This window comes from Sphaerimonospora sp. CA-214678, from assembly GCF_050942215.1.
Lineage (GTDB): Bacteria > Actinomycetota > Actinomycetes > Streptosporangiales > Streptosporangiaceae > Sphaerimonospora.
In genome coordinates this window covers 3,918,075-3,940,651 of sequence record NZ_CP192056.1, presented here as the reverse complement: position 1 = coordinate 3,940,651, position 22,577 = coordinate 3,918,075, and the positions used below count along the sequence as shown (strand labels likewise).

The following is a 22,577-nucleotide window of genomic DNA, read 5'->3' as shown; positions in this document are numbered from 1 at the left end:
GGCGCGGCGTGTCTGTCTGATCCTGGAATGCTGATTCCAGCGGAAAGAGGCAGCAATTTGTCGGCGATGCCTCCTAACCTTCCCCTAGGTGCTCGTCGGAGCCCGGCTCGAGAGCCCGAGGGCTGAGCGCCCCAAGGCGGGGCGGCTTCTACCGCCGGCGATGTACCTCCAGAAGGAAAGGATCATGATGGCGACGCTCGCCACTCAATTTCGTGAGGCGCTAAGCGCGATCGAGCCTGGCGATGATGCCAAGCACGCGGAAGACGCGCACAAGCAGGTGTCCAAGGTGCTGGAGGCCGACGAAAAGCTGCGGAAGCTCGGCGTCGCCCCGCTGCTCATCGGCTCATACAAACGCCACGTGTCCATTCGCCGCGTCAAGGACGTCGATGTCTTCGCAAGGCTGACTGAGGCCGACTCCTCACTGCGGCCGTGTGCCATTCTCGACCATGTGACCGAGGTGCTCGACAAGGCGTTCCAATACCCGTTCAACAGCACACAGGAAAGACCCACTAGCTACAACACCAAATACGCCTTCTCACTTAAATACGTTAATTTGACTCAGAATAGATCTGCTGGGTCGGATCTGGGAACCTTCTACGCGCGATACCGCATTCTTAACAATGATCCATTCCGAGTTCACATCAAGAACTAAGCGCTGTGATGTTCGGGCGGCCTCGTACTCATCGAGGTCGTCCGGCTATCGGCCACAGGAACTAATCCGAGGCAGGGAATTTATGGGTAGCGCTTCGACGCCACATTGGTCGGCGCAGTTGGCGGCAGCGAACCTAGAGTTGCTCCAGCACATCGGACCAGCCGATGCGATGTGCATAACATGGATCAACCCTGGTCACATCGCAATAGAGGATGCCGTTACGCTGCTCGGAGCGGATTCCAACTCCGGTCAATCGGTCACGTATCAACAGGGCGCCGATCTGTACTGGGAGGACTATGACCTTCAAGACGAAGGCGGAGGAGTTGTCATCTGCGGACCCTCGGAAGGATGCTTGGTGATGGTCGAGCCGAACGGGTGGAGAGGATCAATTCCAGAAACCATTCAAGCTTTATCCATAGGCGAGAGAGACGTTGTAAATGTGTTCAGTAATGTCAATCGCGGCATTCGACTACATTGGTCATGCAACGGGAGAATTATTACTGCAATCGGCGTAGATCCATGGGAGAACCACGGCGACATGCCACATGCGTTGGATCATCTCCTATCTGATTTACCAATCCGAGAACCAGCTAGCGCGGATAGCGAAGTGGCACTCCAAGAACCTTCAGACGGGATGATCTTAGAGTCCCTTCCGGTTCCCGCATATCTGGAAGTCGCGTTTCGAATAGTTGGCCATCGACTAAGCCTAGCCTGGCTTGAAAGCCGAATCCACGAATATTATATCATTCCATAGATTTCCTTTATAAATTATAAATCTCGGGAGCTTTACGCCGTCTACAGGAAGTATGGAGGAGACCCGGAGCGGCACGGCACACTTGAAGCCATAACCATGATTACGGCGCCTCCTCACAGTAGATGGTCCGGCCATCGGCCCAGACCAGCATGGCGCGTCCGGTGATCCGGTTCTTGTCAATTCGGCCGACCGGCCGTCCCGTGGGGGTCGACGCACTCGCGGTTCGCGCACCGCGCCCGGCCGTAGGCCCCGCACCAGGCGCAGACTGAAGGTTTTGCAGTACGGGCACGCCGGCGGCAGCTGTCCGCGCAGCGCGCGCAGCGGTTCCCCGCGGTCCTCCTCGACGATGTCGCGAACCTGCCAGGCCTGGCGCACCCAGCCGTCGAGGGCGCGGGCGACATCGTCGGGAACGCCGTGCACGAGATGGGCGATCGCCTCCAGCGCGGCGCGGGTGTTGGTGTCCGAGCCACCCCTGTCGGTCTCCTGCGTGACCAGGTCGCCGCATTGGGTGGCCATCGCGTCGACCGATCGCTTGTATCTCAAGCGGAGCTGGGTGTGCCCGGTCACGTGGTAGCGCAGGTCGGCCTTGCGCCTGCCGAAAACTACCCACCCGACAGTCGACACCGGGATCGGTTCTGGCTCCGGAACGGCCCAGTCGGCCGCACACCTCCCGTCCGTCTTCTGACGGACGTTCCGGCAGTTCGACACAGGCTCCCACAGGGCTTCCTCATCGGTCACCTGCTCCAGGTGCAGGGACAGCAGGGACCAGGACACGTTCAGCTGCCAGTGGAGCCGTTCTAGTTCAGACATGCCGAAACCCTAGCCACGGCGTGCACTCCGGCCCGTTGATTATCGCCGCCGGCGAGGTCACGGGCCTCCGTGCGGCGCGAGCTGCCGGGGCATCATCGGCCCCGGCCATGTCGCCAATGCCGTTTAGATAGCAGTTGATCATGTTTATCGCCGGGCGGCTGAGGGTGTGGGCAAGAGCGCGACGGTCGGTGGACCCGCGTACCGGATGCCCTTGTCAGAGGGGCGCCGCTCACGGTAGCTGCTCCTGCGAGAGCGTTTGACGCCTCGTGGGTAGGAGCGGTGGCGGCGGTGAGGGTTCACGTTCCGCCGGTGCGCGACTTGGTAGAGGATTTGAGTCTAGGAGGCGTCGGATGGCTCAGGGGGAAAAGGCCGCGCGGTCGGTGACCGAGGGGCGCGATGCGGACGGGCCCAGGAACTTGATCCGGTCGGGGTCGATCTCAGCCGCCGTGGCGGCGGTGCAGGCTTCTACGCCCAGCAGATGCCGGTCCCGCGCACCAGCGAGGAGCTTGTGGTCCTCTCCGCGGGTGGTGATGCGACCGCAGGCGTTGCGGCCGGCCACGGCCAAAGCGGCCGAGCGCCGAACGAGCACCTTCCGCACCCGTCTGGCCTCGGGGGAGAAATCCTGCCGTAAACGCATGGTCACCCTCGCCCTGGTCTACGACGCCCTGCCCGCACCACGCCGTCCTCATGACGTGATCGCACCTCCCGGCGGACGGCACGGGCACCGGCCGCTGCGGCCCGGACCCAAGGTCGAGAGCAAGTGGCTGTACGGATCAGCGGCCGCCGGCCCCGGCGAGGTGATCGCGAAGATGTTCGACCATGCCGAAGCCCGTGACCCCCTTCACGCGCGGGCCTGGGTGGTACTGGTCGACGGCGCCCGCCACCAGCTCGATCTCATCCGCGGCGAAGCCGAACGCCGCGACATACGGATCCACATCGTCATTGACCTGATCCACGTGCTGGAATACCTGTGGAAAGCGGCGTGGTGCCTGCATGCCACCGATGATCCGGCCGCCGAGGACTGGGTCGCCGCCCATGCGCTCGCCCTGCTGGCCGGTCACCTCGATCACGTCGTGGCCACCCTCGACGCCCAGGCCGCCACGGCCGGCCTGACCGCCCAGCAGCGTGGCGGCATCGACGCATGCATCCGCTACCTGACCGGCCACGCCGAATTCCTGCGCTACGACCACGCCCTGGAGGCCGGCTGGCCGATCGCCACCGGCGTCATCGAAGGAGCCTGCCGCCACCTCATCGGCGACCGCCTCGACATCACCGGCGCCCGCTGGGGCCTACCGGGTGCCGAAGCCATCCTGAAACTCCGCGCGCTGATCACCTGCGGAGACTTCGCAGCCTACTGGCGCTATCACCTCGCCCGCGAGCACCAACGCGTCCATCAAATCCGTCACCAGGACCGATACACCCTCACAGCCTGACCGATCAGCTCACTGCAGAAGAGCTGCACCCACATCGGCTCGTTAGTGGTGGTCACCAGCGGTCTTGGCGCCTGGGGAGCAGGAACGCCGCGATCAGCGCGGCCGGCCAGCCGATGCAGGTCAGCTCGCCGAGGCAGTTGAGGGCGAAAAGCAGGGCGAAGTTCTCAACCCTGCGTAAAACACCGATGATGGTCGGTAGGAGGAACACCACTACGAGCAGCAGCATCAGTCCGATCCAGAAGACGATGCTGTTCGCCAGAGCGTCCATGCTCGCATCATTCCGTTATCGAGTCGTCACTGTTTGCGATTCAGTGCAGGTCGCTGTCTCTGAGTCGATGCGGGTGCGGCTGTCGCCGCCGCCGTCATCCCGGACCGGTTCGCCCACACGGCGTCGTTGATCGAGTGGGGGAAGTCCTGCTGTGCGAGTTTCACGGCTGCGGGGAGCTCTTTGCGTATAGGTGCCAGGTGGCCGGTCCGAGGGGACGGCTCGCGGGCGAAGAACGGCGCGGCTTGCCGCATGGCGTCGGCAGGGTTGAGGCCGTCTGCCCGGAGCCGGTCGTATCGGTTCATGCCGTAGGGATGGACCTGCCGGAGTCGTTCCTCGCACTTCAACCGAGCCCGTTCGGCTCCTGGGTCGTGCGCCGCGTACGGCATGGCGGCTCCCCAGGCGCGGCTCACCTGCAGGAGGTCGGCGCTGCGCAGCCAGGCGGGGTTGTTGGCGGGCAACCATTGCAGCCGTGCCGTGTGATGCTCGGCCCGCTCCTGAGCGTGCAGCGTCTCGGCCGCCTGACGTTGCCGTTCGGTCTGCTCGCGGAGGCGTTGGGTCTTCATCTGCAGCAGGACCTGCGCCGTCGTCACAGCCGCCGGGGCTATTTGCAGGGCGCGTTGGAACCCGTAGGCCGCCGCCTCAGGGAGTGGGTCCGCGTAGTGGTCTTCCATCTGATCTCCTTTCCATGGATCTCGCGGCCGTGCCGCCGGATGTGGGCGCCACCGGGAAGTCGGTGATGACCAGGCGGGCGGTGACCGAGTCGGCCGTGGTCTCGGTGACGGTCGCGTGGTCGAAGTTGAGCCAGGCCGCGACTCGGGCCACCTGCCGAGCCACGTCATGGGGTGCCATGGCGGCGATCGCCGCGCCGGCTGCACGGAGCGCGCCGATGCGGCCTTCGGGGTACTGGAGAGATCGCTGCCAGGGCTCGATGGCCGCGTCGATCACCAGGTCGGCCAGCGGACGTACCTGCTCGCGCAGCAGCGTTGAGAGTGTGTTCGCCCCGGCGTCGCCGAGCACGCAGGCCGGATCCCAGCCGGTCGGGAGGACGAGGGCCGCGGCCATACCGGCGCTTTTGAGCAGCGGGTAAGCGCGCGCGGCGGCGTATCGTCCGGCGCGGTCGCCGTCGAAGGCGACCAGGACACCGCTAGCACGCAGGTCGTGGGCCATGTCCAGCGTCTTGACCTGGTCGGGGGTCAGGCTGGTGCCGCACAAGGCGAGCCCGGCCAGGTGGCCGCGACCGGCGACGGTGATGGCGAGGGCGTCCAGTGGACCTTCGGTGATCACGGGCGTTGTGCCGGGGGTGAATGCGTGCAGGCCGAACATCGTCCGCCCCTTGGTGTAGATGGGGGTGTTCGGGCTGTTGAGGTATTTCGGCTCCTTGTCGCGGCTACGGCCGATGAACGCGATCGTGGTCTCGTCTCGTTTGGTGATTGGGAACATGGCCCGGTCGCGGAAGAAGTCGATGAGCATGCCGCGGGTGCTTCGCCGGGACAGGCCGGAGGCTTCGATGGCGGTGTCGGTGTAGCCGAGGCGGCGCAGGTGCCGGGTGAGCGCGCGCCATTCATTGGGGGCGTAGCCGATACGCCACTGGCGCTGGACGTCGACGTCGAAGCCGCGATTGCGCAGGTAGTCCGGGACCCAGCTGCCGCCGAGGTGAGCCTGGTAGAAGCGCTCGGCGTGCCGGTGTATGGCGATGAGCATGACGGCGTGTCCTCAGACGGGTTCGCGGCGGAGCCCGATGGTGGTGGCGAGCCAGCGCAGCCGTTCGTTGGCGATGCGATGGCCCTGGGCGCGGAGCTGGGCGGCCAGGTCCATCTGGCTGAGCCGTACACCGCGCTGTTCGGCCTCCGAGACGATCGCCTGGGCGGCCCGAATGAGCTGCTCGTCGCCGTCTGGCTGCTCGGCCTGTGCGGGCACTGCGGCGGGGAAGGCGGCGCCGGCGAGCTGAAGCCGTACGGCGATGCGCTCGGACAGGGGTGCCTTCCAGCGCCACAGCCACCGGCCATGGGTCTGGTGGAGGTCGGAGATCGCCTGCAGGTGGAGGTATTCGAGCTGGAGACCGCGGGGGTAGCTGGTGATGTTCCACAGCACCATGCGCCGCCACAGCAGGAAGCTGGACGCCGGGGCCAGGATCCAGCGCGACAGCGGGACACGTTCGCGGCGGGTGCCGGTGGCCAGGCCGACCAGACGGCGGATGAGGTGACGGATGCCCTCGATGACGGTGACGAACAGGACGGGCATCGCGGCGTGCATGAGACCGGCGACCGCATCGCCGTGGGCGGCGGCGATGTTGAGGACGACGGTGGCGGTGATGAACGCCCAGGCGACCCAGCGCAGGACTGGCCAGGGCAGGTCGGCGAACTCCATCAGCAGGTCCCAGGCGAGCAGGGCCAGGATGCCGACGTCGATCCCGATTGGCACGATCCAGCCATACGACCCGAACCACGGCTCGGCCAGGGAGTGGAGCGTGGCGAACGAGCCGATCCCGCCCAGCACGGCCAAGGCGACTACAAGAGGTGCCACGACGCAGGCGGCCAGAGCGACGGCATGAGGCAGGCTGCGGGTCACCGAGTGCAACCTCCGGCCAGGTGAGTGGCAGCTCGGAGGATGCCCTCGTCGTTGGCGGGGGAGAGGATCAGGCCGTGGTGGGTGACATAGGCGTAGACGCCTTCGGCTCCGGCGCAGTACACGGTTTCGGCGCCGACCGTGAGTGCCCACTGGCCGTTGGGGCGGCGGATCAGCCGGGCCGGTCGGTGGCGGCTGACCTCCAGGCCGAGTCGAACGAGCCTTTGGTGGCGCGCTGCGCTCTCGTCGGGTGCTCGCATTGGTGTGGCTGGCATCGGTAACCTTCGGGCGTGGAGAGGCGGACTCCATCAACTGAAGTTGATGACGAGCACAGAATAGGCACTCTGCGTCACCATCTGTCAACTAAAAGTGATGAAGCAGGGCGCGTGTCGCTCGAAGTTGATGTGGTGAGCAGTGGCTGACGATCCGAGCACGGCGAACACCACACGGTCCCTCGCCGAAAAGATCGAATGGTTGATCCAGAACCGCTGGCCGGCGGGCAGCCGGCCGCCGAAGAACAATCTCGAGGCCGCAGCGGTGATCTCCGAGGCGACGGGCGAAGATCTGTCGTCGACCACGATCTGGAAGCTGCGGACGGGGAGGTCGGACAACCCTCAGCTCAAGACGCTGAAGGCGTTGGCGAAGTTCTTCGGCGTGCCGATCGGCTACTTCGGTGACGACGAGGGGGCCGAAGCCAGCGCCGACCAGGTGACCGCGTCCTCCTTAATCGGCGAGTCGGGCCTCAACCGGGAGGCCCTGCGTGCGTTGGCCGAGATGTCCGACGGGGGACGCCAGATCGTCGCCAACTTCATCATCAGCGCCGCCCGCCTCGAACGCGGCCAAGCCTCCGGCGGCCACCAACCCTGACCTGCGGCTTCTCCGCTCGCCGATGCATTAGTGATTCACTGAGCCCAGGGCTTGGGCTCGGCTGCGGGTACTGGAGGGCGGCGCGCATGGCGGCGACGAGCAGGCGTCCGGGGTAGTCGCCAGCTGGAGGAAATCCCACTCAGTAGCTCGCCACGCGTTAACCCCCTCGCCGGACGGGCCAAGGGTGGCAAGGTCAGAAATGTCCGTATGCGGAGGCTATGTCCTCGACTCGAGCCCGGAACGTGGTTGCGCCACGGCGAACGTAGAACTCAGGCTTGTCGGGGAACAGGGCGTACCCGCCTCGCCGGCCGGGCTGAACCTCAAGGACCAGCACTGGGAGCCCGCCGATCTCCTCGATCCGGATGCTGTACGGGGGATCGGGGGTGACGAGGTCCCTGATCATGTTGACCAGTCGGTCGCGCTGCCGATCCAAGGTCGCCGGGTCGAGACCGGTCACCATGCCGTCGTCGCTGACGCCGAAGAGGATCGTGCCGCCGGCGCCGCTGGCGAACGCCGCGACCGTCTTCAGCATCGTGCGCCGCGCGTTGTCGCTATTGCCGTCGGGCAGCTGGGCCTTGAACTCGACCTGCGGCCCTTCGCCAGTATTGATCAATAGCTGGAGGCCAATTCCAGGTTCTTCCCACACCACAGACTGGTCCGGCACACGTCCTGGGCCCGGGTAGGTCAAGTAGCGGAAGTCGAGCTGTTCGTCGCTGCGTCGCAGGACCAGCAAAGAGTGGTCGGGAATACCGTTGGGCAGCGAAAACCGGATCCGGCGACGCCGGCCGACGGTGCGGCAGGTGTCCGTGGTGGGGGAGCTGAGCTGTAAGGCGGTGCCAGCGGCCTCTGTCCCACGGACGTCGACGATGAGACAGTCTGGCCGGACCGTGACCCGGTCCAGGTACGCCTCGGGATGGATCACGTGCACGCGCCACAGCGGCGACTGGCTGATCGTCTGAGACGCGGCACCGTACATGAACGCGGCGAACGCCGCATCAGGGTTGAGAAACGAGGGGCCAGCGCCGATCAACAGATCGGTTCGCGAAGGGATCTGGTTGCCGGCCCGGCTGATCGTCCACTCGGTGACTGGCCACGGCAGCGTGACTGGAACCCATGGTCGGTGGCTGGGCCGGCGCTCGAACAACGCGTTCGCGACCGCCTCGGAAGGCGTGACCAGCAGTCCATCGATGTGCTGCGGCTCGCCACCTAGCAGGTTTGCCAACAGCCTCCCCGACAGGGGTTGGTCGAGGAACTGGTGGGCGGCGTATCGCCAGCGCCGCGGCTCCGTTGGCCGGGAAGGATCATTGAGGGTGACGTACGCGTGATCGAGCTGCCAGCCGTCGTCGACCTGCCGAAGGGCCAACCTGGTATGTGCTTTCGGATAGGAGGCAAGAAGCTCGGCGAGCCGATCATGGGTGGCAGACTCACTGCCCATCTGGCCTCCTTCTCCGGACCCGCCTGGGCCTCCCAGGTATGCGGCACGTCGACGCTACACTCCCCGCACAGCCAGGAAGGTGCGGGACGGTGTACTACATCTTCTTGACCTCGACCGTGCGTTTCTGCCCGTCAAAGGCCGCCGCAGCCCACCCAAGAGGCCCGGTGAGCGAAGCCGGGATGAAGCCGTGCCTACTCGATGTGCCGCCAGATCGCCTCGCCAGATGCTAAAGCACGCGGCAGGCTGGGCTTCTAGGAGTCTGGGTGTCGTCGTGGCGTCCTCTTGACGAGGCGTCGTGCCGGACCTGGTCGGTCGACCGCCGGATCCGGCGGGACGGCAGGCATCATTCCCAGGACATCGGCCGCAAACGTCAACCAGGCCTCGGCGTCGGCGCCATTGCGATCGTCCGTCCAAATGAGCGAACCGCGGAGTCCGCCGCCTTGGCTGTGCGGGAGGATGCCGTTCTCGGCGTACCATGCCTTCTTCAGTTCCCACTTCTGGGCGTAGTCCGGAAGGTCGAGCATCCCCGCGTGCTCCCAGTAAACTGTGAGGCCGTCGCTGGTCGAGATGGTGAAATCGGGCCGGACGACGCGTCCGTCGGCTCCGGTCAGGGGCTCCTCGTACAGCCATCGCCCGGGGGCGAGCCGGTCGAGGAGGCTGGCGATGATGACTTCGTTCTTCGACGCCATCGGGATGCCGTTCGCTGACACGTGCATGAGTTTCCGGTCGAAGAGGCGGGCCGTGCCCCGGATCTTGAGTGCTATTGGGTGCGGCGTCTCGAACAGGTCGGTTAACCGCTGGGCCGTCTCTGAACGCCAGGGCTGTGCGAGGTCGCGCAGGTCGGAGAGCGTGCCCTCGTGGAGAATGACGACCCTGTCCTTCTGCCGGGTGAGCGCGGTGTACATGAGCTCCCGTGAGACGTTCGCCCGGGCGGGGAGCACAAGGAAGGTCGTTCCGAACTCCGATCCCTGCGACTTGTGGACCGTCACCGCCCAGGCGAGCTCCAGGAGCGCGTCATCGGAGTCCGTCGGCCAGTAGGAGTACTGGAAACCCGGCTGAGAGGAGAACTCGACACTGAGCTTCAGATTCCGTTTCGGCGTCTTCGTCGATGGCGTGACGAATCCGATTGCGACGCCGATCTCGCCGTTGGCGACATAGCTCATCGCGCCCTGCTTGGGCCAGGCCGACAGGCGCTTGTTGGTAGTCTGCATGACTTTGTCGCCACGGACGATCAGCTCGGGTCCGAGAGGCTTCGGGATATTACCGCGCCACGTATCCCTCTGCGCCCACGCAGTGTCGCCCGACCGGTAGGTGCGCTTGATGTGGCGGTTGAGCTCGACCGTTCCGAAGGCCCGGGAGCGGGTTGGGGATAGGATCTGCCAGTCCTCCGCACGCTCCCCCGCGCCAATCTGCCAGTTGAGGTAACGGCCGCTGATCGTGCCGCCGTAGGTGACCGCGAAGGCCCGCGCGGGATCGGAGTCGCCGTCGAGGCCCAGTTCCTGCTTGAGCTCGTCGGTCAGAGCCTCGACGGCCGTCCTGCCATCCCAGGTCACGTAGCGTACGGTGGGCAGGTCGGGGTTGTCGGCCAGCTCGACCCAGATGGCCTCGTCGGCCGCGCCTCGTGTGCTATCGCCGAACCAGGCCGCCAGCTCGAGGTCATGCCGCTCTCCGTGGCTACCGTCGGCGAGCTGGCGCCGGGGCACCTGGAGCTCGACGTAGCCCGGTGCGACTCGTACCCAGCTACTGAACCTGTCGGGCCGCAGTTTGTTGACGAGGTCGACGAAGGGGCGCCCCGCGCCGATCGGCGGCAGTTGCCGCGGATCGCCGACGAGAACGAGCCGCTTGACTTGGGCAAAGGAGTCGAGCGCCGCAGCGAGCATCTCCTCCGTGAGCATCGACGCCTCGTCGATGACCACCAGCGCGTAATGTTGCCGCGGCTGCCGATCCCCCCAGACGAGATACCGTCCGGTCTCAGCGTCGTACCTCCGCGTGGCGCTCAGGTACGACGCCAGCGTCTTGGCGGGCAGCTTGACCTTGGTCTCCAGCTGCACCTTGGCCTTGCCGGTGGGAGCGAGGAGAAGGACATTCCCGGCGGCGACGCCCGGGTATTCGACCAGGGCGCGCAGTAGCGTGGTTTTGCCGGTTCCCGCCGGCCCGATCAGCACCGAGAGCGGTGCATCGTGGAGAGCGGAGAGACCTGCGGCCTTCTCGATGCGGGCTCGATCCTCCAGGGCGTCGAGCGCGCCCGTGACGTTCTTATCCCGGTCGAGCGCGTCATTCAGAACCTGCCTGGCGTCCGAGACCTGCCCGAGGCGCGTCCGGCCCTCCTGCGCATTGACCCAGTCCCGGATAACGGCCGAGGTGTCGTCGAACCGGGTGAGCTTGTAGGCGGATGTGCCGTCCGCCAGATGCACGCTTATAAGGGGTGACCAGGCATCCCACTCGTCGAGGCCGCCGTGGTCCAGCGCTATGCCAGCAAGGATGATCTTGGTGAGGGTTGGCGGCTGTGTGAGCGGGATGTCGTTGGCCAGCGCGACCGCCTCACCTTCCGGGACGACCGTGTCGCCCTGGCGGCCCTGCCGTTCGAGCACGTCCGTCAGCAGGGCCTCGATCCGCCGCCGGTCGAGATGATCGTCCAGTTTGACCTCATCTGGGAGTGGTGGCTTCCAGGTGACGTGGGCTGGCGGGAAGAGGGCGCGGTCAACGGTAGTGAACGGCACATGCTCCGGTATGCCGTAGGTGCACGTCGCGGCGTAGTAAGGGTTCTCCAGCAGATCCTCGGCCGTCATCTCGACCTCGGTCTCGCCGCTGAGTAGCATCTCCACCTGTGCCGGGGAGATGTCGAGGCCGGAGAGCAGGCGCAGCACGGCCTGACGCACGGATGGGATCTTCCGCCAGATCCGCGCCTGAGACGCGTGGATGTGCTGTGCGATCGCACTTGGCACGTCGGCCGGGTTGGTGAACGCCGCCTGGAGGAGATCCCAGGGGTCTGTGGCCTCACCCGCCTCAGTGATCACCGCCCTTGCCGCCGCGTACGGTTGCTGGACGCCGATCATCTTGAGGACGCCTGGAAGCCCAGGGATGGGCCCGCGCAACTGCCACAGCCGGTCGATCTGGGCGCGCAGCCACTCCCGGCTGGCGTCCGGCAGGTCAACACCCAGTTCCCGCATGCCTTCGGCGGCTGACTGCAGAGAGGTCAGCGCCTCGATGGCCGCGTCGTCCGACAGGTGCTCGGTGACGTAGGAGAACTCGACGGTGCGGCCCTCAGGCGCCCAGGCGAGCGCCTTGTCTATGTCGGTGCCTTCGTCCACCAAGGGAATGAGGCGCTGGTAGGGGAGCAGGATCCCGTCGGCCATGTCGGTGCGGAGGGAGTGCTCGACGATCGTCTCCCACATCGAGGAACTGAATGGAGGGCTTCCCGACTGGTTCCACATCGGCGGTGGGGCGAGGCGGGTGATACGGGCGGCTCCGACCAGCAGCCGATCGGTGCGCTGCTCCTGGAGTGGGGAGTGCTTCAGATAGATGAAGACCAGCGAGTCGCCCGGGACTACGGGGGCGAAGAAGGCGTCGAGGATCGCGCGCTGGTTATCCCCGTTCATTACCCACGGCGGAGTGTAGTTCAGAGCGGCGTCAGCGGCGTCCTCGGCAGCCTGATCGAAAACGGGGACACGATCATGGCCGATCTCATGGGCGAACGACTCGCGGTTCATCCAGCGGAAGGGAACCGCCTCGAACGCGTATCCGGGGAGGGCGACGGGCGTGTCATGGAGATGGTCCCTCAGCGCACGGTTATGGCGATACGGATGCTGCTTGACGACCGTGTAGCCGAGCGGTGACATAAACGTCGCGCGCTCGCTCAGGCACGGAAGCCGATTCTGGTCGAGGCCGTCGAACCCGGCCCCGGCGTGCTCCACCTCGAACCCATCGTCCCTCCCCTTGCCGATTGCGGCCAACAAGGTGCACGACGAGTTGCTCAACGGGTCATCGCAAACGAACTGATCCCAGGGACGATCCCGCCACGGAACCCTCATCGACAGGTGCTGAATACTGGCCACCCTCGACGTCTATCATCCCCCGCTGACATAGTCCGGTATTTGGCCCCATCCCTACGTACTCGGAGGGGGAAATGCTCGTCGCATCAAACGCTAGCCCTAAGGTGGTCGGGCTGCTCGTGATGCAGGGGAGGGGGCACTGGCTGCGTCACTGTCCGGTTCGCTGATTACCCAGGTGATCGAACTCGCCGCGCTCCACGGCCTTGACGAAGAGCTTCCAGGTGCGTCGGTTGGTGACCACGAAGCTCGGGAGCGGGGTCACGGTGGCATGCGACTGGTCATCGATCGTGATGGTGACTACGTCGCCCTCCTGCTGAGGGGTGAATTGCCCAGCTTTGACGGAGGCGAGGAACCGGCTCCATCGGGCCAGGCTCACCTGGGTGCATCGCTGCTCGCGGTCCTCGGGGTTACGGACATAGACGACGCCGCTACGAACCTGGTACTCGGCTTCCAGCCCGCTGTAGACGCCCACACTCAGCGTCTTAATGGGTTGCCCTTCCAAGCGGGTCGCCTCCTTTCGTAGTCGTGAGGGGCGTGGCCCTCGTCGGATTGGTGTGGCTGCCCGTTGTCCCGAATTGCTCCATTCCGCAGGAGCGGGACAAGAGCGGGTAGGGGAGCAGGCCCGGATCAGACCGCCTGACCAGTGATGATCTTGTGCCAGATCTCCCGTGCCCGGGCGGAGGGCAGCCACTCGGTCTCCATCACCTGCGGCCCCTGCTGGGTCCGGTCGGTTCGCCGTACGAAAGAAAGACCGTCGGCTTGGCATAGCTCGTAGATCCGAGCCTTGCACTCGCAGGTGAGCTCTCGCACCCTGACCCGAGCGCAGCGGCGCTGCGGCTCCAGCCACCGGACCATCACCGCGCCGGCCTGCGCGATCGTGGCGTGGAGTCCGTGGTAGGGCTCAGGAATCATGCCTGCTCCAGGCGCTCGGTCGCGAGCCGGGTCTGCTCCTCGATCCGGACGGCTACGTCGGTGAGAGCGGACGCGTTAACGGTCATGGCCAGGTCGGTCTTGTTCAGTACGTCTGCTGAGAACCGGCATCGTCGGGTCGTTGACCGGTGGGAGTCGCTCCAAGCGGCCCAGCTGTTCCCATACTGCTGGCGGAGATCCTGCAAGCTCATGCTCCTGATAATACGTTGCTCTTGTCTACCTCGTAGGCAACGTCGCCTATATGAGCACCGTGGGCTACATGGCTAACGTCCCGGACCATGAGCGTGGACCGATTCGATCCGACCCCCATCTACCGGCAGGTGGCCGCAATCGTGATCGGGATGATCCGGGATGGCCAGCTGCAGCCCCACGACCGGATTCCGTCGGAATCCCAAATGGTCAAGGAGTACGGCGTGGCGAGGGACACGGCTCGCCAGGCGGTCGACTATCTGCGGACGCAGGGATGGGTCTTCACCCTTCCCCAGCGTGGCACCTACGTCTCCCGGAGCGACAAGTGGCCGGAGCAGCCGGCCGACCCGTCGGAGGCGCCGACCTCCACGTGACCCGAGCGATCCAACTTGAGGACCGAGGTTGTGATCGACAGGTGAGGGTGCGCAGCTTCTAGGCTGAACCGGGTCAATACGTCAGACGGAGGTGCACGTGAAGATTCAGGCCGTCTTCTTCGACGTCGGGGAGACGATCGTCGACGAGACCCGCGAGTACGGCACGTGGGCCGACTGGTTCGGCGTTCCCCGGCACACCTTCTCCGCGGTCTTCGGTGCCGTCATCGCCCGTGGTGGGGACTACCGCGAGACCTTTCAGCACTTCCGCCCGGGATTCGATCTGCATGTGGAGCGGGAGCGGCGGGCCGAGGCCGGGCAGCCCGAGAGCTTCTCCGAGGAGAACCTCTACGAGGATGCCCGCCCATGCCTTGCCGCCCTGCGTGAGCAGGGACTCCTGGTGGGTCTGGCCGGCAACCAGACCGCTCGCGCGGAGAAGATCCTGCGTGCCCTGGATCTCCCGGTCGATCTGATCGGGACCTCGGACAGCTGGGGCGTCGAGAAGCCTTCCACCGCCTTCTTCGAGCGGATCGTCCAGGAGGCCGGCTGCCCGGCCGGGGCCGTGCTGTACGTGGGGGACAGGCTGGACAACGACGTCAAGCCCGCCCAGGATTCGGGAGTAGCCACGGCGCTCATCCGCCGAGGCCCCTGGGGATACATCCTTGACGAGCCGGAGGCAGCCGAGCGGTGCCTGTTCCGGATCGACTCCCTCGCCGAGCTCCCGGAGTTGATCCGTAAGCACAACGAGGGTTAGGCCGACAGCTCGGGGCGGTGCAGTCGGTCCAGTGCGTGCAGCCGTTCCCTGACCGTCTGGACTTCGCGCCCGTCTGGAAGAGCCCGGCGGACACGGTCGATCCGCTCGTAGCCGGTGGCGTACCACGTGCTCGTCAGGGCGTCCACGGCCTCGTCGAGCCGGGCGATCGCGAGGTCGGTGTCGCTTCTCGCATGGGCGGCGGCCAGATCAGCCAGGAGCACCAGGCGCTGCTTTCCCCCCGGCTATCGTGGTTGCTCGTCGAGGTTGTTTCGACATCTCCACTCCGTTGGAGATTCCACGGCGGCTGTGCCCCTGAGCCCGAGGGTGCCGCTTTCGCGCGGCTGTTTCGGACGGTTTCTCTTCCTACGGAGAATCGCTTTCACAGTGGTGGACGGCTGTGCTCCCATGCGGTTGTGAAGAGGAGGAGCGCGTAGTCGTACATCAGACCTGGCCGGTGGGCGAGAATACACGGGGAGTCTCGGCCGTGTTCGGATTGACGGTACATGGTGAGGTACGCGGCGTTGTCGGTGACGATGACGCGGTGTAGGTTGGGCAGGTCGTAGAACCGCAGTGAGACATGTTCGCGGTGCCTGGCGACCTCGGTGACGTAGGCGGCGTTGATGCGTACTTGCTCAGCGAGTATTCCGGGAGAGAAACCCAGGTCCACACGGCGCATTTCGGTCTCTCTACGGGAGAGCCAGGAGCCGGGGCCGGCGTCGGGGTCGGGCAGGAGCACTTGGACGCTTTCGAGGCGGCTGCCCGGGGTCTGCCATAAAGTGGCGAATCCGTCTCGTGTCAGCTCGTTGCCGCGTCCGGCGAGAACGCGTACCCAGCGGGCACGCGCCAGTTCGGCCGCCAGTTCCTGGGACGCCTGCCGTTGGTGCGGGAAGACGTGGCGGACTCCCAGGCCCGTCAGCCGGGAGAGGACCGTGACGGGCCACCGACGGGAACGTACGGACAGGAGCCATCCCCCGACGACAGTGATCGCGGTCGCCAGAAGAGAGCTGACTACGCCGAGCATGAACGCATCCACGTTCGTCTCCTTGCTCCTGGGCTGAAAGGAAACGGGCGTCAGCCTCCGTCGATCGACAGATAGGGGAGCAGGCTGTGCAGGACCATTGCCGCACGGTATGCGGCGAGATTTTGCCTGCTGTCATCCTTCCGTTGGCTGGCATCGTCGGAGATGCCACGGACGACGGCCCAGCCGTCGACGGCAACGGGCCCGTCCTGCTCGTGGAATGCCTGCATGAGGCCGCCGGCTTCCATGTCCACCGCGAGGATCTTGTCGTTGTACGCCTTCAGATATTTGGTGATCTCCGACTCGGCATCGGCGATCACCGCATCCCCCGAGCCGATCGGTCCGGTATGCACCCGGTAGTCGTGGGTGACGCCGTCGTCGTCGGTGCCCACGAGCCGGGCGGGCTCGCCGTAGTCGGTGAAGAAGGAGTTGACGGCGTGGCCGATGGCGGCGGGTGCATGCTTCTCGTCTCCTCTGTGCCGTCGCCCGTCCGGGGTCTCCTTGCGCAGGTCGTAGTAGACGACCCGGGTGGTGACCACGACATCGCCGATCGGGAGTTCAGGGTCGATGCCGCCGGCGATTCCGGTCAGTACGACGACCGCGGGGTTGTAGTGCCGCCGGAGGTGGTCGAAGGCCACGACGGTCGATCGTTGTCCCTGGGCCAGGGCGCGGATCGCGGCGACACGGACGACGTTGCCCCGCGTGTTCACTTCTCCTTCCCAGAAGGGGAGCCCGCCTGTCGGAACCCGCCGCAGGCCCAGCACCTTGTGGACGGCGCCGGCCTCGTTTCCCTTAACAGTGATCACGCCCACGTCGGTGCGTCGGGGCTGGTCCGCCCCCTTCTCCCGGTCCGCCGACACGGCGACACTCGCTCCATGCCCGATCGCGGATCGGCTGATCTGGGTGGTGCCTCCATAGTTCACGACACCGCTGTTGTCACGCATCATTGACCTCCATCGCTGGTCGGGGGTGGTTGTGAGGAGCCGCCGGGCTCTTCGCGGACGTCCGGACGGACCTGGGAGTTGGTGCCGACGGCCGATTGGTTGATCTCGGTCTTGCCGCCCATGTTGAGCACACCGGTGTTGATGATGCTCATTGCCTTCTTCTGGAACGCAGAGGTGTCGATCTCGTGTTTGCTGAGGAAGTCTTCGACCGCCGTGAGCAGGCGTTGTTCGATGAGTTTCACGTGATCATGAATGATCACCTTGTCCAGTTGGGCGTACTTCCACGGGGTCGATTTGAGCTCCCGAATGCTCAGGCAAGCCCCGATCGCCATTCCGCGCCGGGGTTTGAGCATGCGGTTCTTGCGTGCGCGCATGGCATTCGCCAGCAGCACCGGGGCCTCGGCAAGGTGCCGGATCCCGGCGACTTCACCGGGCAGGTCGCAGAGCCTGCGCATGGTGGAGCGCGCCACGGCACCCGTGCCGGTTTCGCCGTATCCGTCGAGGCGGTGGTACTCGGCGGGGGTGCGGGTCAGTGCGCATGCGGCGAAGTCGAGACTGAGTGTCCGGCCTTTGACGGTCACCCGGAGGAAGACCGTGGTGACCAGTTCACCGGTTGCACTGGCTCCGATTTCGAGGAAGTGGTGAACGTCTCCGTAGGGGGCGTCGATGACCTTGTCGATGTGGTGCTGGTCCGGGCGTTCGCGTAGCCAGTCGGGACACGGCCGCACATCGGCCTCGGCGACGTACAGCCGGTCGTTCATGAAGAAACCGCGCAGCCCTTTGGGATCGCGGGCATCGCTCAGCGGTCGCATCGCCTGCCTGAGGTGCTCGACGAGCTTGTGAGCTGAAGGCGGGTTGAGGTGCTCCCGATCCTGCATCGGTTGGTGTGGGTCGGTCTTCGATTTTGCGTCTGACCGCAGGAGTTGGACGGTGAGCGGAGGGAGCCAGCGATGGACGAGTTCGCCGCTGCCGACGAACGGGCTTTCGCCCTCGTCTATCAGATCGAGGTCGAGCAGTTTCGCTGGAGTCTCATCCCGGTCGCCCTCCTTTTTCGGAGGCGAGGGCCTGCGGTAGACGACATAGGGGTGGCTCTGCTGGTCGCCGATCGCCTGCCGTCGCCTGCTCGATCGCCGGGGCCGCAGTTCGTGCACCTCTTGCACGTTGTGCACGAGGTTGAGGCACAACTGCTCGGCCGCCCCCCTCCAGCCGACGAAGACGATGATCGGCACGGTGAGCATCGCGGTCGTTCTCATGAACTCGTCCAGCGGAATACGTGACATTCCGGCTACGAGGGGTGGCGTCAGAACGAGCACGACGCACCCGATCCCATGAAGCTTGAGAAGCCGCGTCTGCTGACGCAGCTCGTCCGATTCGCTTCTCCACCTCGCTCGCCATAGCCATCTGTCCGCCGCCGCTTTGGCACGCAGCGAGAACACTGTTACGGCGCTTCTGACCCATGCGCGGCACAGGTGCCAGAAGGCCAGCCAGCAGGCGACGGCGACGACGGCGGGCGTATTGATGCGGAGACCGACGGCGAATGTCGTCAGCACGCCCACGTGCTGTACGGTCTCCAGGATCCAGGCCCTCCAGGCCTGGTGAACGACGGGAAGCAGGTCGAACCCGTAGGAGGGGGCGATCATGCGCGTGGTGTCGTTGTAGACCTGACGTAGAAGGGTTCCGCGGAAGTCGGGGTCGAAGTAGGCCCCGGCGCACAGATACCTGGTGGCGAGGTCCTGCCTCGGAGTGTCGTCGCATGCGTCCCGGCCAGGTTCCCCTTCTCCGCGGGCCATGGCATCCTCCTTGCCGCCGTTTAGGTCACATTGACCTTAAGTCACCTCATAATTTTGGGTCAAGTTGACCTTTACTGCTACGGTAGGCGAGTGACCGAAAAACCTGGCCGACGCCCGGCGGCTCAGGTCACTGTGACGGTGGACCTCGTGATCTTCACCGTCCGGCAGGACCAACTGCAGGTCCTGCTGATCGAACGCGGCAACGAGCCGTACCTCGGTCACCTGGCGCTGCCCGGAGGGTTCGTTCGTGACGGTGAAACCCTGGATGCCGCAGCACTGCGCGAGTTGAGCGAGGAGACGGCACTCGACGGCCGCAAGCTCCACCTGGAGCAGTTGCACACCTACAGCGACCCCTCACGCGACCCCCGCGGCAGGGTCATCACCGTGGCCTACCTGGCGCTCGGCCCCGACCTGCCGCTGCCTGTCGCAGGTACGGACGCTACGGCAGCACAATGGACACCCGTCTCAGCGGCCCTCGACGGCGGCACGCCGCTGGCTTTCGACCACGCCGCGATCCTGCGTGACGGACTGGAAAGAGCCAGGACGCAACTGGAGCACACAACGGTGGCCGCGGCCTTCTGCCCCGAGCCGTTCACCGTTGGAGACCTGCGCCGAATCTACGAAGCCGTGTGGGGCTTCAAGCTTGATCCCAGCAACTTCCGCAGGAAGGTAACCCGGACGGAAGGTTTTCTCGAAGCCACGGGCGAGCGGCGCATACCGGATGTCGGGCGTCCGGCAGCGCTCTACCGCCGGGGCTCGGCGTCACTTCTGATCCCGCCATTGCTGCGTTCCGCAGAAGTCTCCTTCCCCTGACACCGCAGTAACGTCCACTCACAACTCGGTGTCGTCGGACGGGACCGTCGCGAGAGGGCCGACGATCAACAACACCGAGCCATTCTGCTGATCGCTCGCCAGATGGTGGTGACATTTGCGCCAGCGGCGGCTACTCGTACGAGCTGGCCGTGCGCTTGCAGGACGAGGAGGATGCGTCGGTGGTCGAGGCGGGGGTGCAGGTCGGCGGGGCCGAAGCGGTGGCCGGGGTCGTGGGGGAGCAGGTTGACGGCCACGTATTCCCCGGCACCGAAGAGCAGCGCGATCAAGGCCTCGGCGTTGTCGGCATGGCCGAGGACGTCGACCGCGTAGACGAGCTGGTAACGATGGTTACCCAGCTCGGTCAGACGGCGTATTCGGCCGTGCTCACCGAGGTCATGACCAAGCCGCCATCGGGCGTAGGCAAGACAGGGGTTGTCCAGGTCGTAGGCATCGACGTCGTATCCGGCCTGCAGAAGTGCCTGGGCGTCGAGGGCGACGCCGCAGCCGATGTCGGCGATACGGCTGAGTCCGTACTCACCGGCGAAGTCGATCAGGGTACGGAAGAAGCCGTCTTTGGCGTCCATGTAGTGGAACCAGGTCAGGTCGTACAGGTAGCCGATGCTGCGCTCGTAGAAGTGTGGGTGCAGGCGTGCCCATTCCTGGTCGAGGAAGCGACGTAGGCGGTCAAAGTCGGTGAGCGCGGGGTCGAAGCGGTCGCCGAGATAGGCGGCCAGCCGACCCCAGGCCGCCTCAATCTCGGGGTACGCCCTGATCCAAGGGCGGGCGGTCATCGGGACCGGCCGTCCGTCTGCGCCGAAATCGCGTCGCCTGCCGGTACGGCCTGGCTCGTCCCCGTGGCAGCGGCCTGTTCTATCGTCTCGATGACATGGAGGACGTGCAGGGCGAGGTTGGCCGTCGCCTTGCCTCGGCCATTAGTACGGAGGGCTTCGGCGAGGTCGAGGACCCCCATGCCGCGGCCGACCACGGAGCGGGACGGAGCCGGGGGGATGGTGTCCCAGGTGGCCTCGCCGCGGCGGCGGAGCCGTACGACTCCGTGATGGAAGTTCGGATCGGGCAGGAGGAGAGTGCCGTCGGTTCCGTAGATCTCCAGATGGGGTCGGGTCGTCCCCTGTATGTCGAAGCTGGTGGTCAGCGTGAGCGCAACTCCGGCGGCGGTTTCCAGCAGAGCTTCGACATGGGTGGGGGCGGTCGCGGTGAACGTGTCACCGGAGACCTTGGTCCGGAGTGGACGACGGAGCGTTGTGGCACCGCGGACCGAGACGACGGGGCCGAGCAGGTGAATGAGGGCGGTCAGGTAGTACGGCCCCATATCGAGCAACGGTCCGAGGCCATAGATCGACTCCGGGCGAGGATGCCAGCGTTCCGGTCCAGGGGACAGCAGAGCGGCCGTGGCGGCGACAGGCTCGCCGATCAGGCCGGCTGCCAGCGCCTGGGCGGCGGATTGGATCGGCGGTGCGAGGAGAGTGTCCGGGGCCGCTCCGATGAGTACGCCGTGCCGAGTGGCCAGGCCGAGCAACGCTTCGGCCTCCGAACTGCTCACGGCGAGCGGCTTTTCGACGTAGACCGACATCCCGGACCGCATGGCGGCTGAAGCGACCCCAACATGCTCCGACGGCGGGGTTAGCACTACGACCAGATCGGCGTCCAGGTGCTCGAAGGACTCGACATTGGGGATCGTGTGGCGTGCGGCGAAGGCCCGTGCCCGGTCGATGTCGAGGTCGGAGCAGGAGACGAGATCGACGAGGCTGCTCGCGTTGAGCGTGTGGGCGTACTCATCGGCGATCAGACCGCATCCGACGATGGCACAACGAATGCTCACGCCGCGTCTCCTTCAACAGACGTGACGGCCTGATCGAGCAGGTTGAGGAACTCCTGCTGATCGTCGTAGCCCTCCGCGTAAGGGATCTGGATGTCGAGGTATCGTTCCCAGCCCGGCGAGGAGCCACCAGCCCGTACGGGCCAGGCCTCACAGGTGTGCAGGTCACCGAGGGTTGGACGCCAATGAAGCAGGCCGAGGGCGTCAAGCCGGGCCGCCAACGCGGAGGCGGCCTCGGGAGCATCGCACCACACCCCGACGCGGGTCCCATTGCTCGCGGCGAAATCCTCAGGAAGGACTGGCCGTCCGACCTTGCCGAGCAGTTCAGAGGTTGGACGCTGCAGCAGGCGCAGCCGCTCCAACAGCTCGTCGAGGAGTTCCAGCTGCGGGATCGCCAGCGCTGCGGAGATCTCCGGCATTCGGGCGTTGCCCCGCCACGCCGCCGTCGGCATCCGTATCCGGGTGTCGCCAGCAAGGGCACGCATGGTTGCCGCGAGTGCGGTGTCGTCGCAGACGATGATGCCGCCTTCGCCGGTCGCGATGAGCTTGTGGCTCTGCGTGGAGAAGAAGGCGGCGGCCCCGTACGAACCCGCCCCGCGCACGCCCCAGGCCTGGGCGCAGTCCTCGATGAGTGGGATGCCGCGCCGTTCCAGCTCGGTGGCGATACGGGCGATGTCGAAGGCGAGCATGCCGCGCAGGTGGGCGATGACGACGGCGGCCGTGGCGGACGAGAGCAGCTCCATGATCTGCTCGAATGGCGGCGTCAGCCGCTCGTCCACCGGGGCGACCCGGACTGTTGCCCCCGTTGAGGCGACGGCCGCGCCGACCGAGACCCAGCCGAGCGCGGGAACGACGACCTCGCTGCCGGGCCCGACGCCGAGCGCGCGCAGGGTGATCTCCAAGGCCGCCGTGGCACTGCAGGTGGCGACGGCATGCGCGCGGCCAATTCGCGCCGCGACTCGGCTTTCGAGCCGAGGGACGTGCACGCCGCTGATGGCGCCGAGACGTCCGGAGATGATGACCTCGCCCGCGAGGTTAGTCTGGGCGTCGGCTGTGAGCAGGCTGTACTGATAAACATGCTGGTAGAGCGCCACG

General features: G+C 65.8%; 26 protein-coding genes. 7 read left to right on the top strand and 19 right to left on the bottom strand.

The window, feature by feature from the left end; genetic code table 11:
- Window positions 1-184: 184 nt before the first annotated feature.
- Both ACQP1K_RS17695 and ACQP1K_RS17690 read left to right on the top strand, forming a co-directional pair.
- Window positions 185-652: a NucA/NucB deoxyribonuclease domain-containing protein gene (locus ACQP1K_RS17695; protein ID WP_433496818.1), complete on the top strand. Its 468-nt coding sequence runs from the start codon at window positions 185-187 to the stop codon at window positions 650-652.
- The gene (locus ACQP1K_RS17690) at window positions 621-1,406 is read left to right on the top strand and encodes a DUF6461 domain-containing protein (RefSeq protein ID WP_433496817.1); all 786 of its coding nucleotides are present in this window, start codon (window positions 621-623) and stop codon (window positions 1,404-1,406) included. The genes ACQP1K_RS17695 and ACQP1K_RS17690 overlap by 32 nt, the downstream gene beginning before the upstream one ends.
- On the opposite strand, the gene ACQP1K_RS17685 is transcribed toward ACQP1K_RS17690, so the two are convergent.
- Both ACQP1K_RS17685 and ACQP1K_RS17680 read right to left on the bottom strand, forming a co-directional pair.
- Window positions 1,359-2,216: a hypothetical protein gene (locus ACQP1K_RS17685; RefSeq protein WP_433496816.1), complete on the bottom strand. Its 858-nt coding sequence runs from the start codon at window positions 2,214-2,216 to the stop codon at window positions 1,359-1,361. The two genes, ACQP1K_RS17690 and ACQP1K_RS17685, sit on opposite strands and share 48 nt — an antisense overlap.
- Before the next feature lie 355 nt (window positions 2,217-2,571).
- Window positions 2,572-2,853, bottom strand: a complete 282-nt coding sequence (locus tag ACQP1K_RS17680; protein ID WP_433496815.1) for a hypothetical protein — start codon at window positions 2,851-2,853, stop codon at window positions 2,572-2,574.
- Here ACQP1K_RS17680 and ACQP1K_RS17675 point away from each other — a divergent pair.
- Window positions 2,852-3,649: a hypothetical protein gene (locus ACQP1K_RS17675; RefSeq protein ID WP_433496814.1), complete on the top strand. Its 798-nt coding sequence runs from the start codon at window positions 2,852-2,854 to the stop codon at window positions 3,647-3,649. The two genes, ACQP1K_RS17680 and ACQP1K_RS17675, sit on opposite strands and share 2 nt — an antisense overlap.
- Window positions 3,650-3,701: 52 nt before the next feature.
- Here ACQP1K_RS17675 and ACQP1K_RS17670 read toward each other — a convergent pair whose 3' ends face one another.
- The 5 genes from ACQP1K_RS17670 to ACQP1K_RS17650 are packed head-to-tail and all read right to left on the bottom strand — an operon-like array spanning window position 3,702 to window position 6,757.
- Window positions 3,702-3,917, bottom strand: coding sequence for a superinfection immunity protein (locus ACQP1K_RS17670; RefSeq protein ID WP_433496813.1), 216 nt, complete (start codon window positions 3,915-3,917; stop codon window positions 3,702-3,704).
- Between the two features lie 26 nt (window positions 3,918-3,943).
- Entirely contained in the window at window positions 3,944-4,588 is a 645-nt protein-coding gene (locus ACQP1K_RS17665; protein WP_433496812.1) for a hypothetical protein, read from the bottom strand.
- Window positions 4,557-5,618, bottom strand: coding sequence for a toprim domain-containing protein (locus ACQP1K_RS17660; RefSeq protein ID WP_433496811.1), 1,062 nt, complete (start codon window positions 5,616-5,618; stop codon window positions 4,557-4,559). The genes ACQP1K_RS17665 and ACQP1K_RS17660 overlap by 32 nt, the downstream gene beginning before the upstream one ends.
- A 12-nt stretch (window positions 5,619-5,630) precedes the next feature.
- Window positions 5,631-6,485: a DUF2637 domain-containing protein gene (locus tag ACQP1K_RS17655; protein WP_433496810.1), complete on the bottom strand. Its 855-nt coding sequence runs from the start codon at window positions 6,483-6,485 to the stop codon at window positions 5,631-5,633.
- Window positions 6,482-6,757: a hypothetical protein gene (locus tag ACQP1K_RS17650; protein WP_433496809.1), complete on the bottom strand. Its 276-nt coding sequence runs from the start codon at window positions 6,755-6,757 to the stop codon at window positions 6,482-6,484. Before ACQP1K_RS17650 ends, ACQP1K_RS17655 begins: the two co-directional genes overlap by 4 nt.
- A gap of 139 nt (window positions 6,758-6,896) precedes the next feature.
- Here ACQP1K_RS17650 and ACQP1K_RS17645 point away from each other — a divergent pair, with 139 nt between their 5' ends.
- Window positions 6,897-7,349: a hypothetical protein gene (locus ACQP1K_RS17645; protein ID WP_433496808.1), complete on the top strand. Its 453-nt coding sequence runs from the start codon at window positions 6,897-6,899 to the stop codon at window positions 7,347-7,349.
- Between the two features lie 193 nt (window positions 7,350-7,542).
- Here ACQP1K_RS17645 and ACQP1K_RS17640 read toward each other — a convergent pair whose 3' ends face one another.
- The 5 genes from ACQP1K_RS17640 to ACQP1K_RS17620 form a co-directional block, all read right to left on the bottom strand.
- Window positions 7,543-8,784: an RNA-binding domain-containing protein gene (locus ACQP1K_RS17640; protein WP_433496807.1), complete on the bottom strand. Its 1,242-nt coding sequence runs from the start codon at window positions 8,782-8,784 to the stop codon at window positions 7,543-7,545.
- 251 nt (window positions 8,785-9,035) lie between these two features.
- Window positions 9,036-12,761: an AAA family ATPase gene (locus ACQP1K_RS17635; protein ID WP_433496806.1), complete on the bottom strand. Its 3,726-nt coding sequence runs from the start codon at window positions 12,759-12,761 to the stop codon at window positions 9,036-9,038.
- A 223-nt stretch (window positions 12,762-12,984) separates the two neighbouring features.
- On the bottom strand, window positions 12,985-13,308 hold the full coding sequence (locus ACQP1K_RS17630) for a hypothetical protein (protein WP_433496805.1): 324 nt from the start codon (window positions 13,306-13,308) through the stop codon (window positions 12,985-12,987).
- A gap of 155 nt (window positions 13,309-13,463) precedes the next feature.
- Window positions 13,464-13,748, bottom strand: coding sequence for a hypothetical protein (locus ACQP1K_RS17625; protein ID WP_433496804.1), 285 nt, complete (start codon window positions 13,746-13,748; stop codon window positions 13,464-13,466).
- Window positions 13,745-13,957, bottom strand: a complete 213-nt coding sequence (locus ACQP1K_RS17620; RefSeq protein ID WP_433496803.1) for a hypothetical protein — start codon at window positions 13,955-13,957, stop codon at window positions 13,745-13,747. The genes ACQP1K_RS17625 and ACQP1K_RS17620 overlap by 4 nt, the downstream gene beginning before the upstream one ends.
- A gap of 87 nt (window positions 13,958-14,044) precedes the next feature.
- On the opposite strand from ACQP1K_RS17620, the gene ACQP1K_RS17615 reads away from it, so the two are divergent.
- Together ACQP1K_RS17615 and ACQP1K_RS17610 are read left to right on the top strand one after the other, a co-directional pair.
- On the top strand, window positions 14,045-14,329 hold the full coding sequence (locus ACQP1K_RS17615) for a winged helix-turn-helix domain-containing protein (protein ID WP_433496802.1): 285 nt from the start codon (window positions 14,045-14,047) through the stop codon (window positions 14,327-14,329).
- 97 nt (window positions 14,330-14,426) lie between these two features.
- The gene (locus ACQP1K_RS17610; protein ID WP_433496770.1) at window positions 14,427-15,080 is read left to right on the top strand and encodes an HAD family hydrolase; all 654 of its coding nucleotides are present in this window, start codon (window positions 14,427-14,429) and stop codon (window positions 15,078-15,080) included.
- On the opposite strand, the gene ACQP1K_RS17605 is transcribed toward ACQP1K_RS17610, so the two are convergent.
- From ACQP1K_RS17605 to ACQP1K_RS17590, 4 genes are all read right to left on the bottom strand, one after another.
- Window positions 15,077-15,301 carry a hypothetical protein gene (locus tag ACQP1K_RS17605; RefSeq protein ID WP_433496801.1) on the bottom strand — a complete coding sequence of 75 codons (225 nt, stop codon included), beginning with the start codon at window positions 15,299-15,301 and terminating at the stop codon, window positions 15,077-15,079. The genes ACQP1K_RS17610 and ACQP1K_RS17605 overlap by 4 nt on opposite strands.
- Before the next feature lie 158 nt (window positions 15,302-15,459).
- Window positions 15,460-16,113 (bottom strand): hypothetical protein, encoded by a 654-nt coding sequence (locus tag ACQP1K_RS17600; protein WP_433496800.1) that lies wholly within the window; start codon window positions 16,111-16,113, stop codon window positions 15,460-15,462.
- 38 nt (window positions 16,114-16,151) lie between these two features.
- Window positions 16,152-17,045: a hypothetical protein gene (locus tag ACQP1K_RS17595; RefSeq protein WP_433496799.1), complete on the bottom strand. Its 894-nt coding sequence runs from the start codon at window positions 17,043-17,045 to the stop codon at window positions 16,152-16,154.
- Entirely contained in the window at window positions 17,042-18,598 is a 1,557-nt protein-coding gene (locus ACQP1K_RS17590; RefSeq protein WP_433496798.1) for a hypothetical protein, read from the bottom strand. The genes ACQP1K_RS17595 and ACQP1K_RS17590 overlap by 4 nt, the downstream gene beginning before the upstream one ends.
- A gap of 381 nt (window positions 18,599-18,979) precedes the next feature.
- Between ACQP1K_RS17590 and ACQP1K_RS17585 the strand changes: the two genes are divergently transcribed.
- A complete protein-coding gene (locus ACQP1K_RS17585; protein ID WP_433496797.1) occupies window positions 18,980-19,645 on the top strand; it encodes an NUDIX hydrolase in 666 nt (221 codons plus the stop codon).
- A gap of 65 nt (window positions 19,646-19,710) precedes the next feature.
- Here the strand turns inward: ACQP1K_RS17585 and ACQP1K_RS17580 are convergent, their stop codons facing one another.
- The 3 genes from ACQP1K_RS17580 to ACQP1K_RS17570 are packed head-to-tail and all read right to left on the bottom strand — an operon-like array spanning window position 19,711 to window position 22,576.
- Window positions 19,711-20,436 (bottom strand): class I SAM-dependent methyltransferase, encoded by a 726-nt coding sequence (locus tag ACQP1K_RS17580; protein WP_433496796.1) that lies wholly within the window; start codon window positions 20,434-20,436, stop codon window positions 19,711-19,713.
- On the bottom strand, window positions 20,433-21,485 hold the full coding sequence (locus ACQP1K_RS17575; RefSeq protein ID WP_433496795.1) for a Gfo/Idh/MocA family protein: 1,053 nt from the start codon (window positions 21,483-21,485) through the stop codon (window positions 20,433-20,435). Before ACQP1K_RS17575 ends, ACQP1K_RS17580 begins: the two co-directional genes overlap by 4 nt.
- Entirely contained in the window at window positions 21,482-22,576 is a 1,095-nt protein-coding gene (locus ACQP1K_RS17570; protein WP_433496794.1) for a DegT/DnrJ/EryC1/StrS family aminotransferase, read from the bottom strand. Before ACQP1K_RS17570 ends, ACQP1K_RS17575 begins: the two co-directional genes overlap by 4 nt.
- Between the last annotated feature and the right edge of the window lies 1 nt (window position 22,577).